This window comes from Candidatus Kinetoplastibacterium sorsogonicusi (genome assembly GCF_003072465.1).
GTDB classification, from domain to species: domain Bacteria; phylum Pseudomonadota; class Gammaproteobacteria; order Burkholderiales; family Burkholderiaceae_B; genus Kinetoplastidibacterium; species Kinetoplastidibacterium kentomonadis.
In genome coordinates this window covers 304,240-329,139 of sequence record NZ_CP025628.1, presented here as the reverse complement: position 1 = coordinate 329,139, position 24,900 = coordinate 304,240, and the positions used below count along the sequence as shown (strand labels likewise).

General features: G+C 23.5%; 24 protein-coding genes. 5 read left to right on the top strand and 19 right to left on the bottom strand.

Annotated elements, in window-relative coordinates; translation table 11 throughout:
* Positions 1-112 precede the first annotated feature (112 nt).
* Positions 113-946 carry a posphoenolpyruvate synthetase regulatory kinase/phosphorylase PpsR gene (gene ppsR, locus CKSOR_RS01570; protein ID WP_108673846.1) on the top strand — a complete coding sequence of 278 codons (834 nt, stop codon included), beginning with the start codon at positions 113-115 and terminating at the stop codon, positions 944-946.
* A 2-nt stretch (positions 947-948) separates the two neighbouring features.
* On the opposite strand, the gene CKSOR_RS01565 is transcribed toward ppsR, so the two are convergent.
* The 11 genes from CKSOR_RS01565 to rpsB form a co-directional block, all read right to left on the bottom strand.
* The gene (locus CKSOR_RS01565) at positions 949-1,743 is read right to left on the bottom strand and encodes a TrmH family RNA methyltransferase (protein WP_108673845.1); all 795 of its coding nucleotides are present in this window, start codon (positions 1,741-1,743) and stop codon (positions 949-951) included.
* Positions 1,709-2,335, bottom strand: coding sequence for a ribonuclease HII (locus CKSOR_RS01560; RefSeq protein WP_108673844.1), 627 nt, complete (start codon positions 2,333-2,335; stop codon positions 1,709-1,711). The genes CKSOR_RS01565 and CKSOR_RS01560 overlap by 35 nt, the downstream gene beginning before the upstream one ends.
* A gap of 165 nt (positions 2,336-2,500) precedes the next feature.
* Positions 2,501-3,037: an OmpH/Skp family outer membrane protein gene (locus CKSOR_RS01555; protein ID WP_108673843.1), complete on the bottom strand. Its 537-nt coding sequence runs from the start codon at positions 3,035-3,037 to the stop codon at positions 2,501-2,503.
* A gap of 48 nt (positions 3,038-3,085) precedes the next feature.
* Positions 3,086-5,452 carry an outer membrane protein assembly factor BamA gene (bamA, locus tag CKSOR_RS01550; protein WP_108673842.1) on the bottom strand — a complete coding sequence of 789 codons (2,367 nt, stop codon included), beginning with the start codon at positions 5,450-5,452 and terminating at the stop codon, positions 3,086-3,088.
* Positions 5,452-6,681 carry a 1-deoxy-D-xylulose-5-phosphate reductoisomerase gene (dxr, locus tag CKSOR_RS01545; RefSeq protein ID WP_161539536.1) on the bottom strand — a complete coding sequence of 410 codons (1,230 nt, stop codon included), beginning with the start codon at positions 6,679-6,681 and terminating at the stop codon, positions 5,452-5,454. The genes bamA and dxr overlap by 1 nt, the downstream gene beginning before the upstream one ends.
* 2 nt (positions 6,682-6,683) lie before the next feature.
* Positions 6,684-7,517, bottom strand: a complete 834-nt coding sequence (locus CKSOR_RS01540) for a phosphatidate cytidylyltransferase (protein ID WP_108673840.1) — start codon at positions 7,515-7,517, stop codon at positions 6,684-6,686.
* A 2-nt stretch (positions 7,518-7,519) separates the two neighbouring features.
* The gene (uppS, locus tag CKSOR_RS01535) at positions 7,520-8,290 is read right to left on the bottom strand and encodes a polyprenyl diphosphate synthase (protein WP_199919614.1); all 771 of its coding nucleotides are present in this window, start codon (positions 8,288-8,290) and stop codon (positions 7,520-7,522) included.
* Between the two features lie 53 nt (positions 8,291-8,343).
* Positions 8,344-8,904: a ribosome recycling factor gene (gene frr / locus CKSOR_RS01530; RefSeq protein WP_108673839.1), complete on the bottom strand. Its 561-nt coding sequence runs from the start codon at positions 8,902-8,904 to the stop codon at positions 8,344-8,346.
* A 20-nt stretch (positions 8,905-8,924) separates the two neighbouring features.
* Entirely contained in the window at positions 8,925-9,641 is a 717-nt protein-coding gene (pyrH, locus tag CKSOR_RS01525; protein ID WP_108673838.1) for a UMP kinase, read from the bottom strand.
* Between the two features lie 67 nt (positions 9,642-9,708).
* The gene (tsf, locus tag CKSOR_RS01520; protein ID WP_108673837.1) at positions 9,709-10,593 is read right to left on the bottom strand and encodes a translation elongation factor Ts; all 885 of its coding nucleotides are present in this window, start codon (positions 10,591-10,593) and stop codon (positions 9,709-9,711) included.
* Positions 10,594-10,624: 31 nt separating this feature from the next.
* Positions 10,625-11,359, bottom strand: coding sequence for a 30S ribosomal protein S2 (rpsB, locus tag CKSOR_RS01515; RefSeq protein ID WP_108673836.1), 735 nt, complete (start codon positions 11,357-11,359; stop codon positions 10,625-10,627).
* A 254-nt stretch (positions 11,360-11,613) separates the two neighbouring features.
* On the opposite strand from rpsB, the gene map reads away from it, so the two are divergent.
* The 3 genes from map (at position 11,614) to CKSOR_RS03650 (ending at position 13,817) form a co-directional block, all read left to right on the top strand.
* Positions 11,614-12,435: a type I methionyl aminopeptidase gene (map, locus tag CKSOR_RS01510; protein WP_108673835.1), complete on the top strand. Its 822-nt coding sequence runs from the start codon at positions 11,614-11,616 to the stop codon at positions 12,433-12,435.
* Positions 12,436-12,636: 201 nt separating this feature from the next.
* Complete coding sequence (locus CKSOR_RS01505; protein WP_108673834.1) at positions 12,637-13,326, top strand: MarC family protein; 690 nt, start codon at positions 12,637-12,639, stop codon at positions 13,324-13,326.
* Positions 13,254-13,817, top strand: coding sequence for a disulfide bond formation protein B (locus CKSOR_RS03650; RefSeq protein ID WP_108673833.1), 564 nt, complete (start codon positions 13,254-13,256; stop codon positions 13,815-13,817). Before CKSOR_RS01505 ends, CKSOR_RS03650 begins: the two co-directional genes overlap by 73 nt.
* A 5-nt stretch (positions 13,818-13,822) precedes the next feature.
* Here CKSOR_RS03650 and purF read toward each other — a convergent pair whose 3' ends face one another.
* From purF to rph, 5 genes are read right to left on the bottom strand one after another with little or no spacing between them, the layout of a single operon-like run.
* Entirely contained in the window at positions 13,823-15,277 is a 1,455-nt protein-coding gene (purF, locus tag CKSOR_RS01495) for an amidophosphoribosyltransferase (RefSeq protein ID WP_108673832.1), read from the bottom strand.
* Positions 15,278-15,301: 24 nt separating this feature from the next.
* The gene (locus CKSOR_RS01490; protein ID WP_108673831.1) at positions 15,302-15,778 is read right to left on the bottom strand and encodes a CvpA family protein; all 477 of its coding nucleotides are present in this window, start codon (positions 15,776-15,778) and stop codon (positions 15,302-15,304) included.
* On the bottom strand, positions 15,771-16,238 hold the full coding sequence (locus tag CKSOR_RS01485) for an SPOR domain-containing protein (RefSeq protein ID WP_108673830.1): 468 nt from the start codon (positions 16,236-16,238) through the stop codon (positions 15,771-15,773). Before CKSOR_RS01485 ends, CKSOR_RS01490 begins: the two co-directional genes overlap by 8 nt.
* Before the next feature lie 20 nt (positions 16,239-16,258).
* Positions 16,259-17,548 (bottom strand): bifunctional tetrahydrofolate synthase/dihydrofolate synthase, encoded by a 1,290-nt coding sequence (folC, locus tag CKSOR_RS01480; protein WP_199919613.1) that lies wholly within the window; start codon positions 17,546-17,548, stop codon positions 16,259-16,261.
* Between the two features lie 21 nt (positions 17,549-17,569).
* Complete coding sequence (rph, locus tag CKSOR_RS01475) at positions 17,570-18,286, bottom strand: ribonuclease PH (RefSeq protein ID WP_108673829.1); 717 nt, start codon at positions 18,284-18,286, stop codon at positions 17,570-17,572.
* 39 nt (positions 18,287-18,325) lie between these two features.
* Here rph and CKSOR_RS01470 point away from each other — a divergent pair, with 39 nt between their 5' ends.
* Positions 18,326-19,246, top strand: a complete 921-nt coding sequence (locus CKSOR_RS01470; RefSeq protein ID WP_108673828.1) for an endoribonuclease YicC domain-containing protein — start codon at positions 18,326-18,328, stop codon at positions 19,244-19,246.
* 3 nt (positions 19,247-19,249) lie between these two features.
* Here CKSOR_RS01470 and purL read toward each other — a convergent pair whose 3' ends face one another.
* The 3 genes from purL to CKSOR_RS01455 form a co-directional block, all read right to left on the bottom strand.
* Positions 19,250-23,245: a phosphoribosylformylglycinamidine synthase gene (gene purL / locus CKSOR_RS01465; protein ID WP_108673827.1), complete on the bottom strand. Its 3,996-nt coding sequence runs from the start codon at positions 23,243-23,245 to the stop codon at positions 19,250-19,252.
* 164 nt (positions 23,246-23,409) lie between these two features.
* Positions 23,410-24,195, bottom strand: a complete 786-nt coding sequence (locus CKSOR_RS01460) for a TatD family hydrolase (protein ID WP_108673826.1) — start codon at positions 24,193-24,195, stop codon at positions 23,410-23,412.
* An 11-nt stretch (positions 24,196-24,206) separates the two neighbouring features.
* Positions 24,207-24,896: an ABC transporter ATP-binding protein gene (locus CKSOR_RS01455; RefSeq protein ID WP_108673825.1), complete on the bottom strand. Its 690-nt coding sequence runs from the start codon at positions 24,894-24,896 to the stop codon at positions 24,207-24,209.
* Positions 24,897-24,900: the final 4 nt, after the last annotated feature.

The following is a 24,900-nucleotide window of genomic DNA, read 5'->3' as shown; positions in this document are numbered from 1 at the left end:
ATCAGTATAATTGATACATTATAAAAAGAACGAAAAAATAAAAATATCTATGATATTTATCATATCATTTGATAACAAATAACAACAATCAATTTTTGTTTTATAAAGAACAATGAATAAATTAATTGAAAGAACTGTTTATATAATATCTGATAGTACTGGAATAACAGCAGAAACTTTTAGTAATTCTATATTATCTCAATTTGATAGCATCAGATTTAATCAAATCAGAATACCTTTTATTTCTTGTATAGAAAAAGCTAAACAAGTTGTAGAAGAAATTAATAACAATGCAATACAATATCAACAAACTCCAATAGTATTCAGTACTTTAGTGGATCCTATTATAAAAAACATGATTAAAAATGCTAATGGAATATTTATAGATTTATTTGGTACTTTCGTTGAATATATTGAAGAAAAAATAGGAATTAAATCAAGTAATTCTATAGGTAGAAGTCATACAATGAATGATACTGAAAAATATAGAAATAGAATCGATGCTATAAATTTCAGCTTATCACATGATGATGGACAATTTATTGATCAACTAAATAAAGCTGACGTTATATTAATAGGCGTATCTAGATGTGGTAAAACACCTACTAGCTTATACTTAGCTATGCAATATGCTATAAAAGCTGCAAATTTCCCATTAACTCCTGATGATTTTGAAAGAAAATCTTTGCCATCTACAATAATACCTTTTAAACCTAAATTATTTGGGCTTACAATTCAAGCAGAAAGATTATCTGAAATTAGAAATGAAAGAAGACCTAATAGTCAATATTCTAATTTCAAACAATGTCAATATGAAGTTTTAGAATCTGAAAAAATAATGAATAAAGAAAAAATACCAATATTATCCACTACAAATAAATCTATAGAAGAAATATCAACTACAATTTTGCAGCAAATTGGATTAAGCAAAAATTTGATTAACTGAAATTATTTGTTATATAAATAAAATTGACGTCTGTGTTCAAATAAACATATGGCTGCTGCTGATGTTACATTTAATGAATCTATATTATTATGCTTTATGCTAATTATTAAATTAGCTTTTAAATTCATTTCATGAGAAATACCATTTCCTTCATTACCAAATAACCATGCGCAAATTTTAGGTAATTTTGTATCATATAAATTCATAGAATTTTTTATCAAAGAAGTACTAATTAAAGGTATATTTAATATATTGATAATATTATTTAAATCACTATTTTCATATATATCTATAAAAAAATGAGCACCTTGAGAACTTTTTAATACTTTTGAAGACCATGGAGTTGCACATTTATCGTTTAAAAAAATTTTTTTTATACCAACAGCAGCACAAGTTCTAATTATATTACCTACATTACCTGGATCTTGGATATTTTCAAGTATTACACAATTATCATCAATTCTATTCCCTAAAAATTCTGGCTTAGGCTTATTTACAATAAAAATTATGTCTTTATTATATGTTCCTTTAGAATTTATTAATATATTCATTAATTGATTATTTATTAATAAAATATTTTTTATATTTTTATTATTAATTATATTTGTAATTTGTTGGTTATGAATATGATCATTATTAATTATAATTTTTTCTGGTAATCCATAATTGTCTAACCATAAAGAACATAGTCTTAATCCTTCTATAATAACTTTATCTTTCTTCCCAAAATATTTATACAATTTTGATAAATATTTAAATTCTTTATTTTCTTTTGATGTTATTAGTTTCATTTTCATTTTTATAGAATCTCTTTATAGGATGAAAATTTTTTCTATGGATATTACAAGGACCTAATGATTTCAAAATTTTTATATGAAATGCAGTACCATATCCTTTATTTTTATCAAACTGATATTGTGGATAAATTGTATGTAATCTTATCATTTCTAAATCTCTAGCTGTCTTTGCTAAAATTGAAGCAGCAGAAATTGTAGGTATAAACAAATCACCCTTTACTATAGTAAAGATTTTTGTATTTTTATTATAGTTAGCAGGAGCATGTAACCCATCTATTAAAATATGACTAGGAATATATTTTAAATTTTTAATTGCTCTATTCATAGCCAATAAAGATGCATATAATATATTATTATTATCTATTTCTTCCACAGAAGAACATGCTATAGACCAATCTATAGCATGTTCTTTTATTTTTTCTGATAAATTTTGTCGTTTTATATGTGATAGTAATTTAGAGTCTTTTAATTCAGATATACATTTTTTATAATTTATTATAACTGCAGCAGCATAAACAGGACCTGCTAAAGCTCCAGTTCCTACTTCATCTACACCTGCAATTAATAAAATATTATTTGATAATAATTTCATAATTGATTTTATATTATAATAATGTCTTATATATAATCATTTATTTGTTATCCAATATTATTAATAAATTTTCATCATATATATAATATAAGATTTTCTATTTGAAAAATTTTATAAGTTATTATTTTTTTTAATATGTAAAAATAGCTTATTTAAGATTACATATTATTTAGATAAAGTTATCATAACTTTTTCTGTTATATCAATTTTAGGATTTACTGTAACAGCATCTTGAATAATCAAATCATAATCTTCTTGTTGTGCAATACGTTTTATAGTTTCATTTGCTTTTGATACTATAACAGAAAATTCTTCATTTCTACGACGATTAAAATCTTCTTGAAACTCTCTACGCTTTCTTTGTAAATCATTATCTAAATTACTTAAATCTCTTTGAAATTTCATTCTTTCATGATCAGATAATATAGTAGATTCTCTATCAAATTCTTCTAATTTTTCACGTAGTTCACGAGATAATTTTTGTAATTCATCATCTCTTTGTTTAAACTCAGATTCTATTTTCTTTTGTGAAATTTTTGCTGGCTCTGAATCTCTTAATATACGTTCTGTATTAACAAAACCTATTTTAATATATTGAGAATAAGCTATATTAGAAAAAAATATAAATATTATAAATAAAATTATATTAAAAAATTTATGAAATATTTTAATATTATTAAATAATTTAAGTGATGTTTGCATTTTTAATCCTACTTTAGTAAATAATTTATAAAAATTAATGATGTAATTTTAAAAATTTGTACCTATTTGAAATTGTAAATTTTGTATAATATCACCTTTTTTCTTATTTATAGGGTAACCATAAGACACTTGAATCAAACCAATAGGTGATATCCAAGAAAAACCAATACCATATGAAAGTTTAAAATCACATGGATTTTCAATTTTATTTTCTAAATTACCACAATTATTCTTTAAATCTGTATATGCTGATATTTTACCTGCATCTCCAAAAATAAACCAACGTAAATCATTACCAAGATAATATTTTTTAGATACTGGCATATAAAGTTGAGCATTAGCTACTATGCGTTTTGTTCCACCTAAAAATTCACCAGTTTTATTATCTCTGGGACCTAACGATCCAGTGCTGTATGAACGCACAGTACCTATACCACCAGCATAAAAATTTTTTATAATAGGAAAATCTAGATCACTATAACTAGTACCATAATCTAAAAGGCTATTTAAATATAAAATGTATTTATTATTATTAAATGGAATATAATATTGAAATTGCATACTAGTATGATAATATTTTAGATTTAATGTAGAAGTGTAGATATTGAATTTTGTAAAATATCCACAAGTTGGTAATATTAAACTATCTCTAGTATCAATATTTAATCCAGCATTTAATATCAAAGAATTAACAATATGTCCATATTGATTTATATATTTTTTTAAATAATCAGATGATCTATTAGTTAAATAAATTTTATCATTTTCTAAATAGCTTCCAATCAATAAATTTTGATATTTTGCATAAGGAATATTAAAATCTATATTTATGCCCTTAGATTTAATATAGTAATTATTATTACTCCAAGTATTATTAGTTTTATAAAAACATGATAAATTTTGAATAATTCCATTTTGTGTAAAATATGGGTTTTTATAAGAAATACTTCCTATTCCATTATATTGACTAGTATTTAGATCTATGGATAAACTTTTTCCACTGCCAAATAAATTAGCTTCATTTATATTACCTGATATTATTAATTTATCTTCAGCTCCATAACCAATAGCAAAATTAATAGATCCAGTATTTTTTTCATTAATATCAATATTAATATCTACAAAATTTTCTAAATTGTTAGCTGGTGTAATAATATAATCAATATTATTAAATAAACCTAAACGATTTAAACGTTTTTTAGAGCTTAAAATATTATTAGGATTAAATATTGAAAACTCAGATTGATCAAGTTCTCTTCTAATAACAATATCATCAGTTATTGTATTTCCATTAATTTCAATACGATTGACGTAAATACGATTATTTAATTTAATATGAAATATAATTTCAACTTCATTTTTATAATAATTTTTTTTAGTTGTAAAATTTACTTCTGCAAATGCATAACCATTTTTGTTAAGATTTTCTTTAATATTTTGAATACTATTATTAATATTAGTGATAGAAAATAAATCTCCTTTTTTGATTTTTAATAAATTTTCTAGATCTAAATTTTTTTCTATATTATTAATATTTTCTTCAATTTTTATAGAGCTAATATTATATATATTACCTTCATTGATATTTAAAGATATGAAAGCATATTTCAAATCATTTGAAAGCAATATTTGCGGTTTTTCAATAAATATATCTAAATATCCTCTATTTAAATAAAATTTATACAAATTTTTAATATCTATATTCAATTTATTTTTTTGAAATTTATCATTATGATTATACCAACTTAACCAATTAGTTTCTTTTAGTTCCATGATATTAAATAAAATTTTATTGCTAAATGCATGATTTCCTATAAAATTTATATTTTTTATAATGGGTACATTACCTTCAGAGATATTAATGCTAATAGATACTTTTAAAGTATCTAACTGTTTAATTTCAATATTAACCTGTGTATTATATTTTCCAATATTTATATACTGTGTTTTTAACGAAGATATTGCTTCTTTTAGAAAATTTGGATTCAAAAATTCTCCTTCTATAACTGAAAAAGATGAAAAAGATTTTTTAATTAAATTAATATCAAAACTTTTTATACCATTAAAAGAAATAGAAGATATAATTGGAAATTCATCAAGAGTTATATTAACGATATTATTTTTAATATCAAATTGTATATTATCAAATAATCCAGTTTTGTATAATAAATTAATTGATTTAGATATATCTTCTTTTTTAATATATTGATTTTTAGAAAAATTAATATTTTTGTATATTACATTTTTATCGATATTTTGTAATCCTAATATATTTATATCTTTAATATAAATATTATCTAATGAATATACTTCAGTTACAAAAAAAATACATAAGATAAAAATTATAAACCTAATAAAACATCTAGTTATAAAAAACATCATTCTATTTAAACTCCAATTCGATTTATTACTCATTAAAGTTTATTAATATTTTTAGATATAAATGATTCTGTAAATTTACGAATTTCATTATCAATTAGCAAAATTTCATCTAAATTAGAACAATCTTTGGAAAATTTATTTATATTAATTATGTACCAATTTATAGCTTCTATTATTACTAAATATATAGAAGTAAATTTTATTGTATTTTTCAAAAACCAATTTACTGCTATTTCATTAGCAGCATTCATTGCTACACAACCTCCTTGACCAATATTTAAAACAGTTTTATATAAAGATAAGCAAGGAAACTTAATAATATCTGGTTTATAAAATTCTAAATTTTTAACTTTGCTTAAATCTAAATGAAATGCTTTATTATGTATTCTTTCTGGAAATCCTAAAGCATATGATATTGGAATCCTCATATCAGGATTACTTAATTGAGCTAAAGAAGAACCATCAATATATTCTACAATTGCATGTACAATACTTTGAGGATGTACTAATACATCTATATTATTATAATCTATATTAAATAACCAATATGATTCTATAATTTCTAAGCATTTATTAAATAACGTAGCAGAATCAACCGAAATTTTTTTTCCCATCTTCCAAGTAGGATGTTTACAAGTATCTTCTGCTGTAACATTTTGCAATTGATGAGTAGTATATAATCTAAATGGCCCTCCAGATGCTGTAAGCCATAGTTTATTTATATATTTTACATTATTATTATTTTTATTATATTTGCTAGAATAATTAAGACATTGAAAAATAGCATTATGTTCACTATCTATAGGAATAATTTCTGCTTTATGAATTGAAATGGAGTTCATAAATAAATGACCAGCAGCTACTAAAGATTCTTTATTAGCTAATAATATTTTTTTTCCAGCATTAGCTGCTGCAAGAGTAGATGATAATCCAGCTAAACCAACGATAGCCGATACAACTATATCACAATAACTATCACTTACTATATCAATTAGTGCTTGATTACCTATAAGTATTTTAGAAAAAATAAAACCATATTTATTTTTACAATATTCAGAAAAATATTTATATGATTTTTGGTCTGGTACTATTACAAATTCAGATTTATATTTAATTGATTGATATGCCAATTTATCTATATTAGAAAATCCACTTATACAAAATAAATTTAATTTATCAGGATGATCATTAATAACATCTAAAGTATTACTACCAATTGAACCTGTAGAACCTAAAATCACAACATTTTTTATATTTTTCAATATTATACTCCACATAATATTATTGCTATTGGAGCAATAGGTAATATAGAATCTAAACGATCATATATTCCACCATGACCTGGTAATAATTTACCTGAATCTTTACAATCTTTACATCTTTTTAATAAAGATTCAAATAAATCCCCAATAATAGAAATAAATCCTAAAAATACAGCAATTATTAAAGTAATTTTTAAGCTATATTTTTCAAATAGAAAAAAACCAAAACTTCCATTAAAAAAAGTATGTATATATATACATATTATAGATCCTAAAATACCTGAAATATATCCTGATATGGTTTTATTCGGGCTAATATTATATGTTATATTATATCCACCAAATAACTTACCTATAAAATAAGCTAAAATATCGACACTCCAAACTACAGAAAATAATGTAACAATAAAAAATCCACCAAATTGTTGATAAAAATAAATTATAGAAAACCATGCAGATACACAAGCTGGTAATGCAAAAAATGACCAAAATAAATTCAATTTATATTTTTTTTTACTAATTATAATATATAAAATATAAGGAGTTATAATGAATAACCATATTAAAACTACTAAAGGAATAACAAAATTATAAATTAATGGGACTAATATATTATTTTTTTCAAAGCAATAAAATATATAAAACATTAGTAAAATTGAAATTATAAAAATATGTATATCATAATTATGATTGTTATATATAGTAAGAGAAAGCCATTCTATTAATAATAATGAAAAAGTCAATGTCAGTAATATAGCAAAAAAATAATAATTTTTGAAAGATATCAATAACACTAAAACTAACATAATAGAAGTTAAAATTCTGTTTATTAACATTTTTATTGCACTTTCAATATTTTATTTTTATTGACATTTAGTCCTCCAAAGCGCCTTTCTCTTGTACTATACCAATTTAAGGCTAATTCTAAATCAATAGAATTAAATTCTGGCCAAAATTTATTAGTAAAATAAATTTCAGTATAAGCTAAATTCCAAATTAAAAAATTAGATATTCTTTGCTCTCCACCAGTTCTAATAATAAGATCAGGGTCTGGTGCCCAAGACATAGATAAATAATTAGAAAAAAACTTTTCATCTATAATATCCATATTTTTATGAATATCTTTATTATTAGATAACATTGATTTTATAGCTTGTAATATATCCCATCTACCACCATAATTTATAGCTAAAGTCAAATATAATTTTTTATTATTCAATGTTTTATTAGTTGCTTCTAAAATTAATTTTCTTAAATTAATATCAAGTACTGATAGATTACCTATAACATTAAAACATATACCACTATCAGTGATTCTATCCATTTCTGCTTTTAATACATTGATAAAAATTGTTATTAAATTAGTAATTTCTTCTATAGGACGTCGCCAATTTTCAGAACTAAAAGCAAATAGTGTAAGATATTTTACTTTGTAATGTAAGCAATCTTTTATAATTTTATGAACAGTATGTACACCTTCTAAATGTCCTGAATGTCTAGACAGAGATTTTTTTAAAGCCCATCTCCCATTACCATCCATAATTATCGCTAAATGTTTTGGAATACTCTTATCAGGAAAAATTTTATTTTTTTTAATATCAGAATGCATAAGAAATTAAGCTATATCTAATAAATAGATATCAATATATAAAGAAATAATGACTATATAGTCATTATTTCACGTTCTTTTTTTATGATTATTTTATCTACTTCAGATATATGATTATTAGTTAATTTTTGTATATCTTCTTGAGATCTTCTTTCTTCATCTTCTGAAATAAGTTTATCTTTTAAATATTTTTTTAAAGACTCATTAGCATTTCTACGTAAATTTCTAATTGATATTTTAGTATCTTCAGCTTCTATTTTAACTAATTTTACTAAATCTCGTCTACGTTCCTCAGTCAAGCTAGGCATAGGTACTTTTATCATATTACCTAAATTTATGGGATTAACACCTAAATCAGATTCTCTAATAGATTTTTCTATAGTAGATAAAATATTCTTTTCATATGGCTGTATTGCTATAGTTCTAGAATCAAGAAGATTAAGACTAGCTAATTGTTTTATTGGTACATTAGATCCGTAATATGATACATTAATATGATCTAAAATTCCAACATGTGCTCTTCCTGTTCTAATTTTCATTAAATTTATATTTAAATTTTCTATAGATTTTAACATACGTTCATTAGTGGATTTATACAGTTCATTTATAAGCATAGGTTTCCTTATTAATTTTATTAAATATGAACTAAAGTGCCTTCATCTTTTCCAGTAATAACTCTTAAAAGAGCATTAGCTTTATTTATAGAAAAAACTTTGATTGGTATTTTTTGATCTCTGCACAAAGCAAAAGCTGTTGCATCCATAACGGCAATTTGCCGTACTATTGCTTCATCAAAACTTATATGTGAATAACGTATTGCGTTTACATCTTTTATAGGATCTGTATTATATATACCATCAACTTTAGTAGCTTTAATTACAACTTCAGCACCAATTTCAGCAGCTCTTAATGCTGCAGCAGTATCTGTAGTAAAAAAAGGGTTTCCAGTACCAGCAGCAAATATTACTAATTTACCTTCATCTAGATAACGTAATGCTTTTGGTCTAATATAAGGTTCGACTATTTGTTCTATATTTAGAGCTGATTGTACACGAACATCAATACCGCTATATTTAAGTGCATCTTTTAATGCTAAAGCATTCATTACAGTAGCCATCATACCCATATAATCTGCTGTTGCTCTGTCCATACCTTGAGCTCCAGGAGCAACACCTCGAAAAATATTACCACCACCTATAACTATAGCTAAAGAAATACCCAAAGACATTACTTTGGTAATTTCATCAGTAATTCTTATAATACTAGAGCGATTTATACCAAAAGAATCTTCTCCCATTAAAGATTCACCTGATAATTTTAATAAAACTCTTTCATATGTTCGATTGTTCATAAATAATATTCACATTATATATGTAATAAAAATAGCTACTCTAAAAATTTATTTGCTATACAATTTTTTATTTTTTAATATTTGCTACTGTTAAAGCTACTTCATCTGCAAAATTATTTTCTTTTTTTTCAAATCCATCACCAACAATATATAAACTAAAATTATATATTTTAGTATTATGTGTTTGTAAAAATAATTTTACGCTTACATTTTCATCTTTAATAAATGCTTGATTTAATAATGTAATCTCTTTTAAAAATTTGTTTATTGAACCATCAATAATTTTTTTAATAATTTCTACAGGCTTGCCAGAATCCTTGGCTTTTTTTTCAGCAATAGTTCTTTCAAATTCTACATCTTCACTATTAACATCTTTAATATCTAAAGCTTTAGGTTTATTAGCTACTATATGCATAGCAATATCTTTAGCTACATTAATATCACCATCAAATGTAACTAATGCACCTAACCTACTGTTATGTACATAACCTATTATTTGGTTATTAGTCTCCATTCTATTAAAGCGTCTGATAGATATATTTTCTCCTATTTTAGCAATTAAATTCAATCTCATATCATTTACTGATAAATTATCAGAAATTTTCATTTTTGATAATTCATCAATATTATTTGGATTATGAATAGCAATAATTTGAGCAATCTTATTTGTAAAAGAAATAAATTCATCATTTTTTGTAACAAAATCTGTTTCACAATTTATTTCTACTAATACACCTACTTTATTGTCATTTGAAATATAATAGCCTATTAGTCCTTCTGTTGCTAATCTAGAAGCTGTTTTACTAGCTTTTAATCCTAGTTTGATTCTTAAAATTTCTTCAGCTTTGATCATATTACCATTTGCTTCACTTAATGCTTTTTTACATTCCATCATAGGAGCATCTGTTTTTTCTCTCAGTTGCTTAACCATTACAGCACTTATTTGTATCATTGATTTTAAAACTCCATTTTTATAAAAAATATTATTTAAACTCTATAAATTCTGCATTATTATCTATTTTTTCTAACATATTATTTAATTTTTGTTCTTTAGCATGAATAATTGAATCAGCAATACCTTTTACATATAAAGAAATTGCTTTAGTAGAATCATCATTTCCAGGTATTATATAATCTATATTATCAGGAGAATGATTGGTATCTACAATTCCTATTACAGGAATACCTAATTCTTTAGCTTCTGCTACTGCAATTTTATGATATCCAACATCTACTATAAAAAGTGCATCAGGTAAATTAGACATATCTTTAATGCCACCAATAGATTTATTTAATCTATCTAATTCACGTTGAAATAATAATCCTTCTTTTTTAATCATTTTATTAATAGAACCATCTGATACAAGTGATTCCATTTTTTTTAGTTTTTTAACAGAAGTTTTTACTGTTTTGAAATTAGTTAATGTTCCACCTAACCAACGAGAATAAACATAAGGCATGCCACAACGTACTGCTTCTTGTGATATAATTTCCCTTGCTGCTCTTTTAGTACCAACAAATAGAATATTACCATTCTCTGATATCAATCTTTTAACAAAATTATTAGCTTCTATATATTTTTCAACAGTTTTTTCTAGATTGATAATATGAATTTTATTGCGATGTCCAAATATGTAAGGAGCCATCTTAGGATTCCAATATCTAGTTTGATGTCCAAAATGTACACCTGCATTTAGCATTTCTTTCATTAATGACATAATGATTCTCCAAGGGTTATAACTTATAGCACTTTAGCATTGAACTCTCAACACCCTTGATTTTGTGCTATTGTTTTTTTATTATTAAATATAAATGACTATCAAATATATTATATTATTTCTAATAATCTTTTTTATATACATCCATAATGGAGTATTGATATAATGAATATTATTAGAATAATAAAAACATATTAATTATTATTTTACTATTTTTATTATCTTTTAACTACTTAAGTTTTTAATAAATTAAAATGACTATTATCAAAAATCAATCTGACTTAGATGATATGAGGCTAGCTTGCCAAGGAGCAGCAAAAGTTTTAGATTTTATAACTCCTTATGTTCAAGAAGGAATCACTACTGCAGAATTAGATAAATTATGCTTAGAATATATAACAGAAACATTAAAAGCAAAATCTGCAACTATTGGTTATGGAAATCCACCATTTCCTAGTTCTATATGTACTTCTATTAATCATCAAGTATGCCATGGTATACCAAGTAATAAAAAATTGAAAAAAGGTGATATACTTAATATAGATGTAACTATTATTAAAAATGGATGGTTTGGCGATACTAGTCGTATGTTTTATGTTGGTGAAGTATCAATTTTGGCAAAACATTTATCAATGATCTCTTATGAATGTATGTGGAAAGGTATTGAAAAAGTAAAAAATGGTGCTTATCTTGGTGATATAGGACACGCAATTCAACAACATGCAGAAAAATCTGGTTTTTCAGTAGTTAGAGAATTTTGTGGTCATGGTTTAGGCAAAAATTTCCATGAAGAACCACAAGTATTACATTATGGTACACCTAAAACTCAAATGAAAATTTTTACTGGATTATTATTTACTATAGAACCTATGATTAATGCTGGTAAAAAAGAAATTAGTCACTTAAATGATGGTTGGACTGTTATTACAAAAGATAGAAGTTTATCAGCACAATGGGAACATGCAATATTAGTAAAAGATTCTGGATGTGAAGTTTTAACAATTTCAGCTAATATGCCGAAAATTCCTAATTTTATTTCTAGTAATAAAAATATAACATTTAGCTCCTTATTATAAATAAATATAACAATATAATGATTATTATCTTTTATTTTATATAATTAAAATTTTATGGAGGAGGAATTTTATAGAAAAATTTTAAATAATTACTTTTGAATTTATTTAAAAAAATAGTTTACTACAAAATATAAAAATATTTTTTCTTTTAAGATTGTAGTGTTTATATAAATATATAACTAATTTTTACTGATTAAACATATGATACTTCAAGAATATTCAATGTCTTTAACAAAAGGGTTTTTTTTTACATTAGCCACTTTACTGCCATTTTTAAATCCACCAGCTATAGCTCCAATATTTTTAGCTGTAACTGAAAATTTATCCCCTGAAACAAGATTAATTTTAGCTAAAAAAATTTCTATTAATATAGTATTAATGCTAACAGCAGTAGTACTTATTGGTAGTACTATATTAAATTTTTTTGGAATTTCTTTATCTATAGTAAAGATAGGAGGTGGTTTATTAATAGCTTATAGCGCATGGAAATTAGTAAACTCAAATGAGCAAGAAAAATTATCTCATGAAAATAACAAAGAGGAATTATCAAAAGATCAAATACAAGCTTTATCATTTTATCCATTGACGTTCCCTATAACTTGTGGTCCAGGTGCTATAGCAGGATCGATAACGATAGGTGTTACTATACTAAGTAATAATACATATAGCTTTATACCTAGCTTATTAGGTATAATATCAGGTATAACATTAGCAGCTATTTCACTATATATATGTATGAAATTTGCAGCACAGTTACTTGATAAATTAGGTAAAAGTGGTACTGCTGTTTTTATTAAAATATCATCTTTTATAATGCTATGTTTAGGTATACAAGTATCTTGGGATGGTTTAAAAGATGTTGTTTCTGCTATGTTATTAAGTATTTCTTAGATATGAAAGATAACAACAGTAAATTCATAAAAAGATTATTAGTAAATACAATACTTTCTTTGTTTGCTGTTGTTATATCTTTTATTGGTCAATTTTTCTTTGAAAATACTTTATGTTCTTGGTGTATATTCCAAAGAATAATATACATATTAATATTTTTTATATCACTATTATTTTATAGACTATTTTTTATTAAATTTTTAAATAATTTTTTGAAAAATATATATAATTTAATCTCAATATTATTAATTTTAATATGGTTAATAATAACATACATACAAATTAATTCATTAAATCATAATGATATATGTAGTACAAATATTATAGAAATATTAATAAATAATTTTAAATTAGACTCCATTGCTCCAAATATATTTGGTATATACACCATATGTTCATCAGAAAATATTTATTGGTTTTTTATGAGTATTTTGTACTTTTTAATATTAATAACTATTAATATTAAGTTAATATTTTTGTCAAAGAATTAACTATGTTAGTTATTTCTATTGCTTATTTTATTAAAATAGTTATCATCTATATCTCCTGTAATATACTTTCCATCAAAACATGAAGCATCAAATTCATTAATTGAATTATTAAATTTTTGTATAGATTTTTTTAAATCATCTATATTTTGATAAATTACACGATCTGCTTTAATAGATTTAGCTATTTCTTCATTAGTTTTATTATGTGCAATAAGTTCTGTTTTATTAGGCATATCTATGCCATAAACATTTGGAAATTTTACCTGAGGTGCAGCAGAAGCAAAATATACTTTTTTTGCACCAGCTGCTCTAACCATCTCCACAATTTCTAAACTAGTATTTCCTCTAACAATTGAATCATCTACTAAAAGTACATTTTTATTCTTAAATTCTGATCCAATAGCATTTAACTTTTGTTTAACAGATTTACGACGAGAAGAATGTCCAGGCATAATAAAAGTACGGCCTATATAGCGATTTTTAATTAATGCTTCTCTATAATTTATATTTAAAAAATTTGCTAATTGCATAGCAGATGGTCTGGAGGAATCAGGTATAGGTACTACGATATCTATATCCATAAGATTAATAGTTTTTGCAACTTGCATAGCTAAATATTCACCCATACATAAACGAGCTTCATATATTGATACATTATTCATTAATGAATCTGGGCGAGCAAAATAAACATATTCAAATAAACATGGTATTAATTTAGGATTATTAGCACATTGTTTATGAGAGAAATCACCATTTAAATTAATAATTATTGCTTCTCCTGGATTAACATCCCTTACAATATTAAAACCATTACCTTCTAACGCTACAGATTCAGAAGCAATCATCCATTCTTTACCTTTTTCTGTATTTTGATATCCAAAACATAAAGGCCTAATTCCATAAGGATCTTTAAATGCTACTATACCATACCCTGAAATTTCTAAGATTACAGAATAAGCACCTCTCACTTTTTTATGTAATTCTGAAACTGCCTTAAAAATTATATCATCATTTATATAATTAAAATTTAAACTAGCGTAACTCAATTCATCTGCAAATATATTAATTAATAATTCTGAATCAGAAGTAGTATTTATATGCCTTTTTGAATTTTTATATAAATATTCTCTTAATTCATCGGTATTAGTTAAGTTTCCATTATGTGAAAGAGTAATACCAAAAGGTGAATTTACATAAAAAGGCTGAGCTTCTTCACTTGAACTGGATCCAGCTGTTGAATATCTTACATGTCCTATCCCACTATGACCTAATAATGATAACATTGCTTCTTTATGAAAAACATCTTTTACCAATCCTTTAGATTTATATAGATAAAATTTATTATTATGTAAAGTTGCAATTCCAGCAGCTTCTTGACCTCTATGTTGTAATAATAGTAAACTATCATACAACAGTTGATTAACTGGTGATTTACCTATAACTCCAACAACTGCACACATAGAAAGCTCCTAATAATGAATTGTTTATATCAAAAAATAAATTTGGTAATAACTTTTTAAAAATTGATTTAATTGATTAATTAACTTAATAAATAAAGAATTTGACCACCACAGTTCATAAATTATTGGTGTCATATTTATTATAAATATTATCATAGAAAGTATTAATATACCTCTAATAGCACCAAAAATACCACCTAAAGTATGATCAATTGATGAAAAACCAGAATATTTAATAAAAATTAACAAATTTTTATTTATTAAACCTAGTAAGATTATTACTAAAAAAAAAATAATTAAATAGGAAAATATGTTACATACAATACCATCATTTATATACTTAGATATAAATAAATATAATAATGGTGAATATAATATAGATACATAACATGATAATATAAAGAATAATAAAGACATAGCTTCTTTAATAAAACCTTTGCATAATCCTATTGTTGTTGATATTAATAATATTGCTAATATCAATATGTCAAGTTTATTCACTGTTTAAAATTACACTATTATTGTAGCCTAATATAAATAATTTATTTTTTACATTATTAGCTACTTCTATATTTCTAAAAGGTCCTACAAGTAAACGAAATTTTATTTCATTATTTATTAAAACTTTTTCTATAAAAGCATTTAAGCAAAATTCATTTTTAAATATTCTATATCTATTCCAAGCTTCATTCTCAGAAGAATAAGTAGCTACTTGTATTACAAAAAAATTTATATTATGTTTAATAAATATTTTATTAATATAACTTCTTTTATAAAATTCATTATTTTCTATAATATTAACAAATTTATTTGATTTTATATATTTTTGAACAATATTTTGATCATTTTTTATGTAATAGTTTATATATGAAAACATCATACAAAATATTAAAAAACAATAAAAAATATTTACTTTTTTTAAAATAAAAAAATAATATATAATTTGTTTATTTTTGATCATAATATAATTATCTCATAATTTTAAATTAGTTGTAATTTTTCTAAAATTGGAGAAACTGTTAAAAATGAGCCAAATACGATAATTCTATCGTATTCACTAGATTTTTGCATAGCATTCATAAATGCTATTTGAGGATTATCAAATTTATATATATTAGTATTTTTACTTATTTTATCAGAAATTTTATTATAAATTTCATCACTTGTTAACCCTCTAAAATGTTTTAAACTTGTACAATTCCAAATATCTATTATATTTAAAAATTTATCTATTACTATATCTATATCTTTATCTTTTAACATTCCAAAAACAGCATAAGTTTTTTTATAAAAAGATTTCATATTATTTAAATTTTCAAATAATATATTTGCAGCATGACCATTATGTGCTACATCTAATATTATTGTTTTTTTATCAATTGTAATTATTTGAAAACGTCCTGGAATAAAAGCATTTTGTAGACCAATATTGATAATATTTTTCTCAATTTTTAATACATTAGACATCATATCAAGAGCTGCTAAAGAATTACATGCATTGATAATTTGATTGTTTCCATGCATTTTAGGAAAATTTATATAATCTAAAATAAAATTTTTTCCTTTATATGTCCATGTATTATCATTAATTGAATAATCAAAATCTATACCTAATATAAATAAATTAGCTGATAATTTTTTTGCATAATTTAATAATGAAATAGGTGGATTTGTATCTCCACATATAGCTGGTTTATTCGCTCTAAAAATATTAGCTTTTTCAAAACCGATGCTTTCTATATTATTACCTAAAATTTCTGTATGATCTAAATTAATATTACTAATAATAGCACAATCTGTATTAATGATATTTACGGCATCTAAACGACCACCTAATCCAATTTCGAGAATTATAATATCTAATTTTTGAATATAAAAAATATATAATGCTACTAAAGTTGTAAATTCAAAATATGTTAAGCTAATGTTACTTCTTACTTCTTCTATTTTTATAAAAGCTTCTAATAACAAATTATCATCAACTAGCTGTCCATCAATTTGAATTCTTTCATTGAATTTAATTAAATGTGGAGAAGTATATTTACCAACTCTATATCCTGCGGCTATTAATATAGATTCTAAAGTAGCACATATAGATCCTTTACCATTAGTACCACCTACTGTAAATTTTATTGTATTATTAAAATTTAAGTTTAATTTTGAAAATACAATATTTATTCTCGATAAATCCATATCAATATTTTTATTATGTATATTTTCTATATAAAATAGCCATTCTTTAACAGAATTTTTTATATTTAATTTTTTCACAAATAATGTTCCTATTTTTTATTATTTAAAATTATGGTTTATTATTTGATTAATACCTTGAAAAGCTAAATCTAACATTTTATTTAAACAATTTCTACTAAATTGATTTTTTTCACTAGATCCTTGAATTTCAATAATATCTCCTTTATTGTTCATAACAATATTCAAATCTACTTCACAAGAAGAATCTTCTGAATAATCCATATCTAATAGTAAAACATTATTATTTAATTTCCCTACAGATACTGCTGCTATAATATTTTTTATTGTATCATCAGTATCATAATCTAATTTTTTAATAGCTTCATAAGTTGCAATAAAACCACCAGTAATGCTTGCGCATCTTGTACCTCCATCAGCATTTAATACATCACAATCTATATGTATAGTTTTTCCATGTATTTTTTTAAGATTAACTGAAGATCTAATAGCTCTCCCAATTAAACGTTGTATTTCTTTTGATCTTCCAGATTGTTCTCCTAAAATAACTTCTCTAATATTTCTTTGCAAAGTAGAACTTGGAATCATACTATATTCAGCAGTAATCCATCCTTGTTGTTTTTCATTGATAAAGTTAGGTACTTTATTTAATATAGTTGCATTACAAAGTACTTTTGTATTACCCATTTCAATTAAAACAGAGCTATCTGCATTTTTAGTAAAATTATGAGTAATTTTAATTTCACGTAATTGATCATAATAACGACCTGATTGTCTTTTAAAGATTGAATTATTCATATTTTATATAGAAAATTATAAACATTAAGGAGATATAAGATGATTAATAGTATGACATCAAGTAGTCATAATTCATTAAATTTTAGATATGGCAAAATATATATAGATATTAAAAGCATTAATAGTAGATATTTAGATATTCATATAAATATTCCTGAAGAAATTAATCATTTAGAAACTAAAATACATAAAATAATTAATAAAAATATATTAAGAGGTAGAATATATCTAAAAATAGAAATTATATATTATGATGATTATACATTTAACAATATAAATGTTGAAAAAATTCATGATTTATCGAAAAAAATAAATTTAATTAAAAGTATTATACCTAATACACAATATCCAGATTTTTTAAAAATAATAGATTTTTGTCAAAAAAATCATAAAAATTCTAATAATATAGAATTAGATAGTATTTGTGAAAATTTACTTAATAATTCTATAGAAGATTTAAAAAATGGTAAATCTAAAGAAGGTAAAATATTATCTGAAATACTTATTAAACAATCAGAAGAATTTGAGATAATTTTAGAAAAAATTTCTAACTTAATGTTAGAATCATATAATATTTATCAAACAAATATATTTAATAAATTAAATGAAAATATTAAAAAATTAACAAACTTAACTAAAAATCATATTAATGAAAATGAATTGAAAGAAAGAGTTATTAATGAAATTTATTTATATTTAATAAAAACTGATATTCATGAAGAAATTTCTAGATTAAAAATTCATATTTTATCTATACGAAATATTTTAAAAAATAAAGATATTAAAAATCTTGAATTAAGAAAAAGTCCTGGAAAACAATTAGATTTCTTAATTCAAGAATTACAAAGAGAAATAAATACTATGATGGCTAAATCGTTCTCTATTGATATAGTAAATCTATCATTAAAATTAAAACTTTTAATAGAACAAATGAGAGAACAAATTCAAAACTTAGAATAAAAATTATTTTATCCAAGCTCTAATATTTTGAAACATTCTCATCCATGGACTATAATCTATATCATTACATCTGTTAGTAAAAGTATTACTAGGATTCCAAGAAAACATAACATTTCTAGTTACTCGTTCTGGGTGAGGCATTATAATAGTAGCTCTGCCATCAGCTGATGTCAAAGAAGCCAATCCATCATAACTACCATTAGGATTATAAGGATATTTATCAGTATTATTTCCAAAATGATCTACATAATGAGCACAAGCAAAATATTTTGGCAAATGATTAAAAGATGAAAAATCAGCACAACCTTCTCCATGTGCTACAACAATTGGAATTCTCAATCCTTCCATACCAGAAAAAAATAAAGAAGGTGATTTACATATTTCTATATTTATTAATCTAGATTCATATTTTTCAGATTTATTTCTTATAAATTTTGGCCAAGATTCTGCTCCTGGAATTAAATCAGATAATGATGACATCATTTGACATCCATTACATATTCCTAATGAAAAAGTATCTTTTCTTGTGAAAAATTCAGAAAATTGGTCAAATAATATTTGATTATATCTAATTGTCTTAGCCCAACCTTGACCTGCACCTAATACATCACCATAACTAAACCCACCTACAGCAACTAGTCCTTGCATATTTTTTAAGCTAATTTTTTTATCTAATAAATCTGACATATGAACATCTATAGCATCAAAACCACATGAATCAAATGCCCAAGCAGTTTCAATATGGCTATTACAACCTTGTTCTCTTAATATAGCTACTTTAGGTTTTGAAATACTAGATTTTATATAAGGCATAGCAATATTTTTCTTGTAATCAAATGGTATAATATAATTTAGTCCTGGATCATCTGTATTATTCCATAATAAAAATTCTTCTTTTGCACAAGAAGGATTATCTCTTAATTTAGAAATTTGATAACTATTTTCACTCCAAGCTAGTCCCAAATTTTTTATCTCTTCTGACAAGATGATTTTATCTTTACTTAATATTTCAATGTTCTTATTTTTGTTTAATTCAGCTACTTGATAAGAACAATTAAATAAATTAAATTTTTTCAGAATATTTTGAACTAAATTTAATTTATATTTGGAAACTTGAATAACAATTCCAGCTTCTTCATTAAACAATGATTTGATAATAAATTTTTCATCTATATTAGTAGCATCTTTTATAAAATTATCTAAATTTATAGTCAATCCTATTCTACTACACAAAGACATTTCTATTAATGTTACTAAAAGACCTCCATCTGAACGATCATGATAAGATAAAATTAAATTTTCATCTTTTAAAGTTTTGATTGCATGGAAACACATTAATAAATCATTAGGATTATCTAAATCCGGCATTTCATTGCCAAAATCTTCATATATTTGCGATAAAATAGAACCTCCAAGACGATTTTTATTTTTGCCTAAATCAATTAATAATAATATAGTATCAAAATTATTATTAAGTTGAGGTGTTAAAGTTTTTCTAACATCATTTACTATAGAAAAAGCAGATACAATTAAAGATACTGGAGAAATTACTATTTTATCATTCCAACTAGTTTTCATAGATAAAGAATCTTTACCTACAGGTATAGATAAACCTATTTTTTGACAAAAAATGCTTGCTGATTCTACTGCTTCATATAAAGCAGCATCTTGTCCTGGAGAACCACAAGATGCCATCCAGTTAGCTGATAATTTGATATCATTAATATCATTAATATCTGCGGATAAAATGTTAGTAATAGCTTCTGTAATTGCAATACGAACAGACGCAGAAGGATTAATTATTGATAATTGAGTCCTTTCACCTATTGATAAAGCATTACCATAAAATTCGTCATATCCTGATAAAACTACAGCACAATCAGATACTGGGATTTGCCATGGTCCAATCATTTGATCTCTAACAACTAACCCTGTAACACTTCGGTCACCAATAGTAATCAAAAAAGATTTACTAGCAACAGTTGGATGACTTAAAATTTTATTTAAGATAATTTTTAAATTATCTTTAATTTTTGATAAATCAATTTCATCATTTATTATGTATTTTTTGTATACATTACGTGTTATTTTAGGAAAATCTCCAATAATTGCATTCATTGATAAATCAATATATTTTTTAGTATTACTTTCTATTTTATTTTTAAAATATTCAATATCTATTTTTTCAATTGGATAATTGATCTTATCAACTAATTGTAATTTTCTTTCATCAGTAACAAATCCTACAATTGCATAGGGACATTTTTCTCTATTAGCTATTGCTTTAAAATAATCTAATTTATCCAAACTAACAGCTAATACATATCTTTCTTGTGATTCATTACACCATATATCAGATGGAGATAAACTATAATCTTCTATTGGTATTTTACTTAAATCAAAAATAGCACCTTTTTTCGAATCATTTACTAATTCTGGAAATGCATTAGACAATCCACCAGCACCAACATCATGTATGGAAATTATTGGATTTAAATCTTTATTTTGATAGCATCTATTTATGACTTCTTGAGCCCTTCTTTGCATTTCTGGATTATCTCTTTGTACAGAATTAAAGTCGAGATATTCTAAATTATCTCCAATATTTGAACTAGAAGCAGCACCACCACCTATACCAATTTTAAAACCAGGACCTCCTAATTGAATTAGTACAGATGAATCAGAATTTATTAAATTTTTATGTGATAATTCTGCATCTATTTCTCCTAATCCACCTGCTATCATAATAGGTTTATGATAACCCCAGTGTACTCCTTGAATTGTTTGTTCAAATACACGAAAATATCCTAAGATATTAGGACGACCAAATTCATTACTAAAAGATGAGCATCCAATAGAGCCTTCTATAATAATTTCTAAAGCATTAGAAATATTTGATGGAGGATGAATACTATTTTTTTCCCAATCATGAAAAAAATCTTCTATACATAAATTAGAAACTGTAAAACCAGATAAACCAACTTTTGGTTTAGAACCTCTACCTGTAGCTCCTTCATCTCTAATTTCACCTCCAACTCCAGTAGAGGCACCATAAAATGGAGCAATTGCAGTAGGATGATTATGAGTTTCCACTTTTATAATACTATGCATAGTAGTAACATCATGTTGATATTTATTATTGTTAATTAAATCAAATGATGGGTAAAATCTAGTAATATTTCGACCTTTGATTATTGCAGCATTATCTGAATATGCAACAATTGTATTTTTTGGTTGAGAATTGTGAGTATTTTTGATAAGTTCAAATAAAGAATATTGTTGTTTGATACCATCTATAATCCAATTAGAATTAAAAATCTTATGTCTACAATGTTCACTATTTGCTTGAGCAAACATCATAATTTCAGCATCAGTAGGATTTCTATTTAATTTAATAAATGTATTAAATAAATAATCTATTTCAATTTTTGATAATGATAATCCTAATTCTTTATTAGCATTCTCAAGTTCTATGATGCCATTTTTGATAATATCAAGTATCTTAATTGGATTAGGTTTGTATTCTAAAAATATTGATTTTAAATCAAAATTATTATCTACCAATCTTTCTGACATTTTATCGTATAAATATTTATCTACAGATAAATTTAATAAATCATTAAATGATATATTTTGCTGGTTTTGCATCAAAAAATAATAACTAATACCTCTTTCAATTCTTTTTACTACATTTAAACCACAGTTATGCAAAATATTAGTCGCCTTGCTAGACCAAGGTGATACTACACTAGGTCTAGGAATTACTAAAAATTCTAAATCAAATTGATTATTGAATGGAATATTGTCATTTAATGACAATATTCCATTCAATGTTCTTTTCTCTGTATTATTTAATTCTTTATGTAAATGAACAAAATATTCATATCTTGTATAAATATTTTGTATATTAATACCATTTTCTTTTAATTTTCTTATAAGCATTTCTATACGAAATGATGATAATGCTACAGAACCAGATATTTTTTTAATAAACACGATAATAAACTCTCTGTATTAGATAAATAAAACTTTCAAGATAAAAAAGATAATTTGATCTTTATAATATATTTATATTGATATATAAAATCATATGATAGTAATATAAAATGCAATAATATTACTTAAAAATACAAATATATATATCTATTCTATCAGAAAAAATATCATATTAATTTTGATAATCTTGGTAATGCTTTAAGAATATTAAATGTTGTTGTTTTTTCTATTTCACATAATGTAATATTTTTAATATTAGATAATGCTTTTGCAATATTAACAATTTCTTTAGGTTCATTTTTTTGGTTAAATAACCATGATGGTGGTATAAAAGGTGAATCTGTTTCTAATACTAAATATTTATTATCAATTAAAGATATATTTGTTTTAATTTTATTAGCATTTTTATAAGTTATAGTTCCACTAACACCTAAAAAAAATCCTAATTGAATGAAGTTCATAGCTTGTTGATAGCTTCCATGAAAAGAATGAATAATTCCACCATGAGAAAAATTAATTTTTCTTAAATATTTTAGGACTCTGTCATAAGATTTAACAGCATGTATGATTAATGGAAAATTTAAATTTTTTGCGACTTTTATTTGTTCTAAAAAAATGTATTCCTGTAAATTAATGTCTACATTATTTTTTTTAGAAAAATCTAAACCTATTTCACCAATACCAACAAAATGATTATCATCTTTATGATTAACTAAAAAATTTTTAAATTTCAAAAAATTAAATGTCTTGTATTGATTGATAAACAAAGGATGTATGCCAATTGTATATGAATAATTGTAATATTTAGCAATATTTATAACTTTATTAAAATTAGTAAAATTAATAGTAGGTATTACAATATGCCCTACATTGTGTAAGATATTATCTGATATTATTTTAGATAATTCTTGTTTTTTAAAAAAATCTAAATGACAATGAGAATCAATAAACATATATATTTATTTTATAATTTTGTTAGCTTTCCATTATTAATAGAAAATTTATTATCTGCAATTTTAGATAGTTTATTATCATGTGTCACTATAATAATAGAAGTGTGTTTAGTATTATTGATATATTTAAATAATTCAATTATATGTTGTGAATTTTCATAATCTAAACTACCTGTTGGTTCATCAGCTAATATACAAATTGGTTGTGTAATTAAAGCTCTGGCAAATGATACTCTTTGTTTTTCACCTACAGATAGTTGATATGGATATAAATGTCCTTTTTTTAATAATCCTACTTTTTCTAATTCAAAATAAGCTGCTTTACGAGCTTCTAAAAAATTTTTTCTATGTAACAACAATGGCATAGCTACATTATCCAAGATATTTAGTTCTGATATTAAATGATGTGTTTGATAAATAAAGCTTATTTTAAACTTTTTTAAATAATTTATATTTGAATTATCTTGATAATTAATATCATGATTGCAAATTTTTAATGAACCAGAATTTGGCTTATCAATCAATCCTATTATTTGTAATAATGTACTTTTACCAGACCCAGAAATCCCAACAATACTAATTATTTCTCCATAAGAAATACATATATTTATATTGTCTAAAATTCTTATCAAAGTTTCTCCATCTTTATAAAATTTAACTAAATTGTTAGCTTCTATTAGATAGTTTTGTTTAATTTTCATATTG

Coding starts and splice junctions, on each gene's coding strand:
- ppsR (WP_108673846.1), top strand. CDS start 113: ATGAATAAATTAATTGAAAGAACTGTTTATATAATATCTGATAGTACT.
- CKSOR_RS01565 (WP_108673845.1), bottom strand. CDS start 1,743: ATGAAAATGAAACTAATAACATCAAAAGAAAATAAAGAATTTAAATAT.
- CKSOR_RS01560 (WP_108673844.1), bottom strand. CDS start 2,335: ATGAAATTATTATCAAATAATATTTTATTAATTGCAGGTGTAGATGAA.
- CKSOR_RS01555 (WP_108673843.1), bottom strand. CDS start 3,037: ATGCAAACATCACTTAAATTATTTAATAATATTAAAATATTTCATAAA.
- bamA (WP_108673842.1), bottom strand. CDS start 5,452: ATGAGTAATAAATCGAATTGGAGTTTAAATAGAATGATGTTTTTTATA.
- CKSOR_RS01540 (WP_108673840.1), bottom strand. CDS start 7,517: ATGTTAATAAACAGAATTTTAACTTCTATTATGTTAGTTTTAGTGTTA.
- uppS (WP_199919614.1), bottom strand. CDS start 8,290: ATGCATTCTGATATTAAAAAAAATAAAATTTTTCCTGATAAGAGTATT.
- frr (WP_108673839.1), bottom strand. CDS start 8,904: ATGCTTATAAATGAACTGTATAAATCCACTAATGAACGTATGTTAAAA.
- pyrH (WP_108673838.1), bottom strand. CDS start 9,641: ATGAACAATCGAACATATGAAAGAGTTTTATTAAAATTATCAGGTGAA.
- tsf (WP_108673837.1), bottom strand. CDS start 10,593: ATGATACAAATAAGTGCTGTAATGGTTAAGCAACTGAGAGAAAAAACA.
- rpsB (WP_108673836.1), bottom strand. CDS start 11,359: ATGTCATTAATGAAAGAAATGCTAAATGCAGGTGTACATTTTGGACAT.
- map (WP_108673835.1), top strand. CDS start 11,614: ATGACTATTATCAAAAATCAATCTGACTTAGATGATATGAGGCTAGCT.
- CKSOR_RS01505 (WP_108673834.1), top strand. CDS start 12,637: ATGATACTTCAAGAATATTCAATGTCTTTAACAAAAGGGTTTTTTTTT.
- CKSOR_RS03650 (WP_108673833.1), top strand. CDS start 13,254: ATGTTTAGGTATACAAGTATCTTGGGATGGTTTAAAAGATGTTGTTTC.
- purF (WP_108673832.1), bottom strand. CDS start 15,277: ATGTGTGCAGTTGTTGGAGTTATAGGTAAATCACCAGTTAATCAACTG.
- CKSOR_RS01485 (WP_108673830.1), bottom strand. CDS start 16,238: ATGATCAAAAATAAACAAATTATATATTATTTTTTTATTTTAAAAAAA.
- rph (WP_108673829.1), bottom strand. CDS start 18,286: ATGAATAATTCAATCTTTAAAAGACAATCAGGTCGTTATTATGATCAA.
- CKSOR_RS01470 (WP_108673828.1), top strand. CDS start 18,326: ATGATTAATAGTATGACATCAAGTAGTCATAATTCATTAAATTTTAGA.
- CKSOR_RS01460 (WP_108673826.1), bottom strand. CDS start 24,195: ATGTTTATTGATTCTCATTGTCATTTAGATTTTTTTAAAAAACAAGAA.
- CKSOR_RS01455 (WP_108673825.1), bottom strand. CDS start 24,896: ATGAAAATTAAACAAAACTATCTAATAGAAGCTAACAATTTAGTTAAA.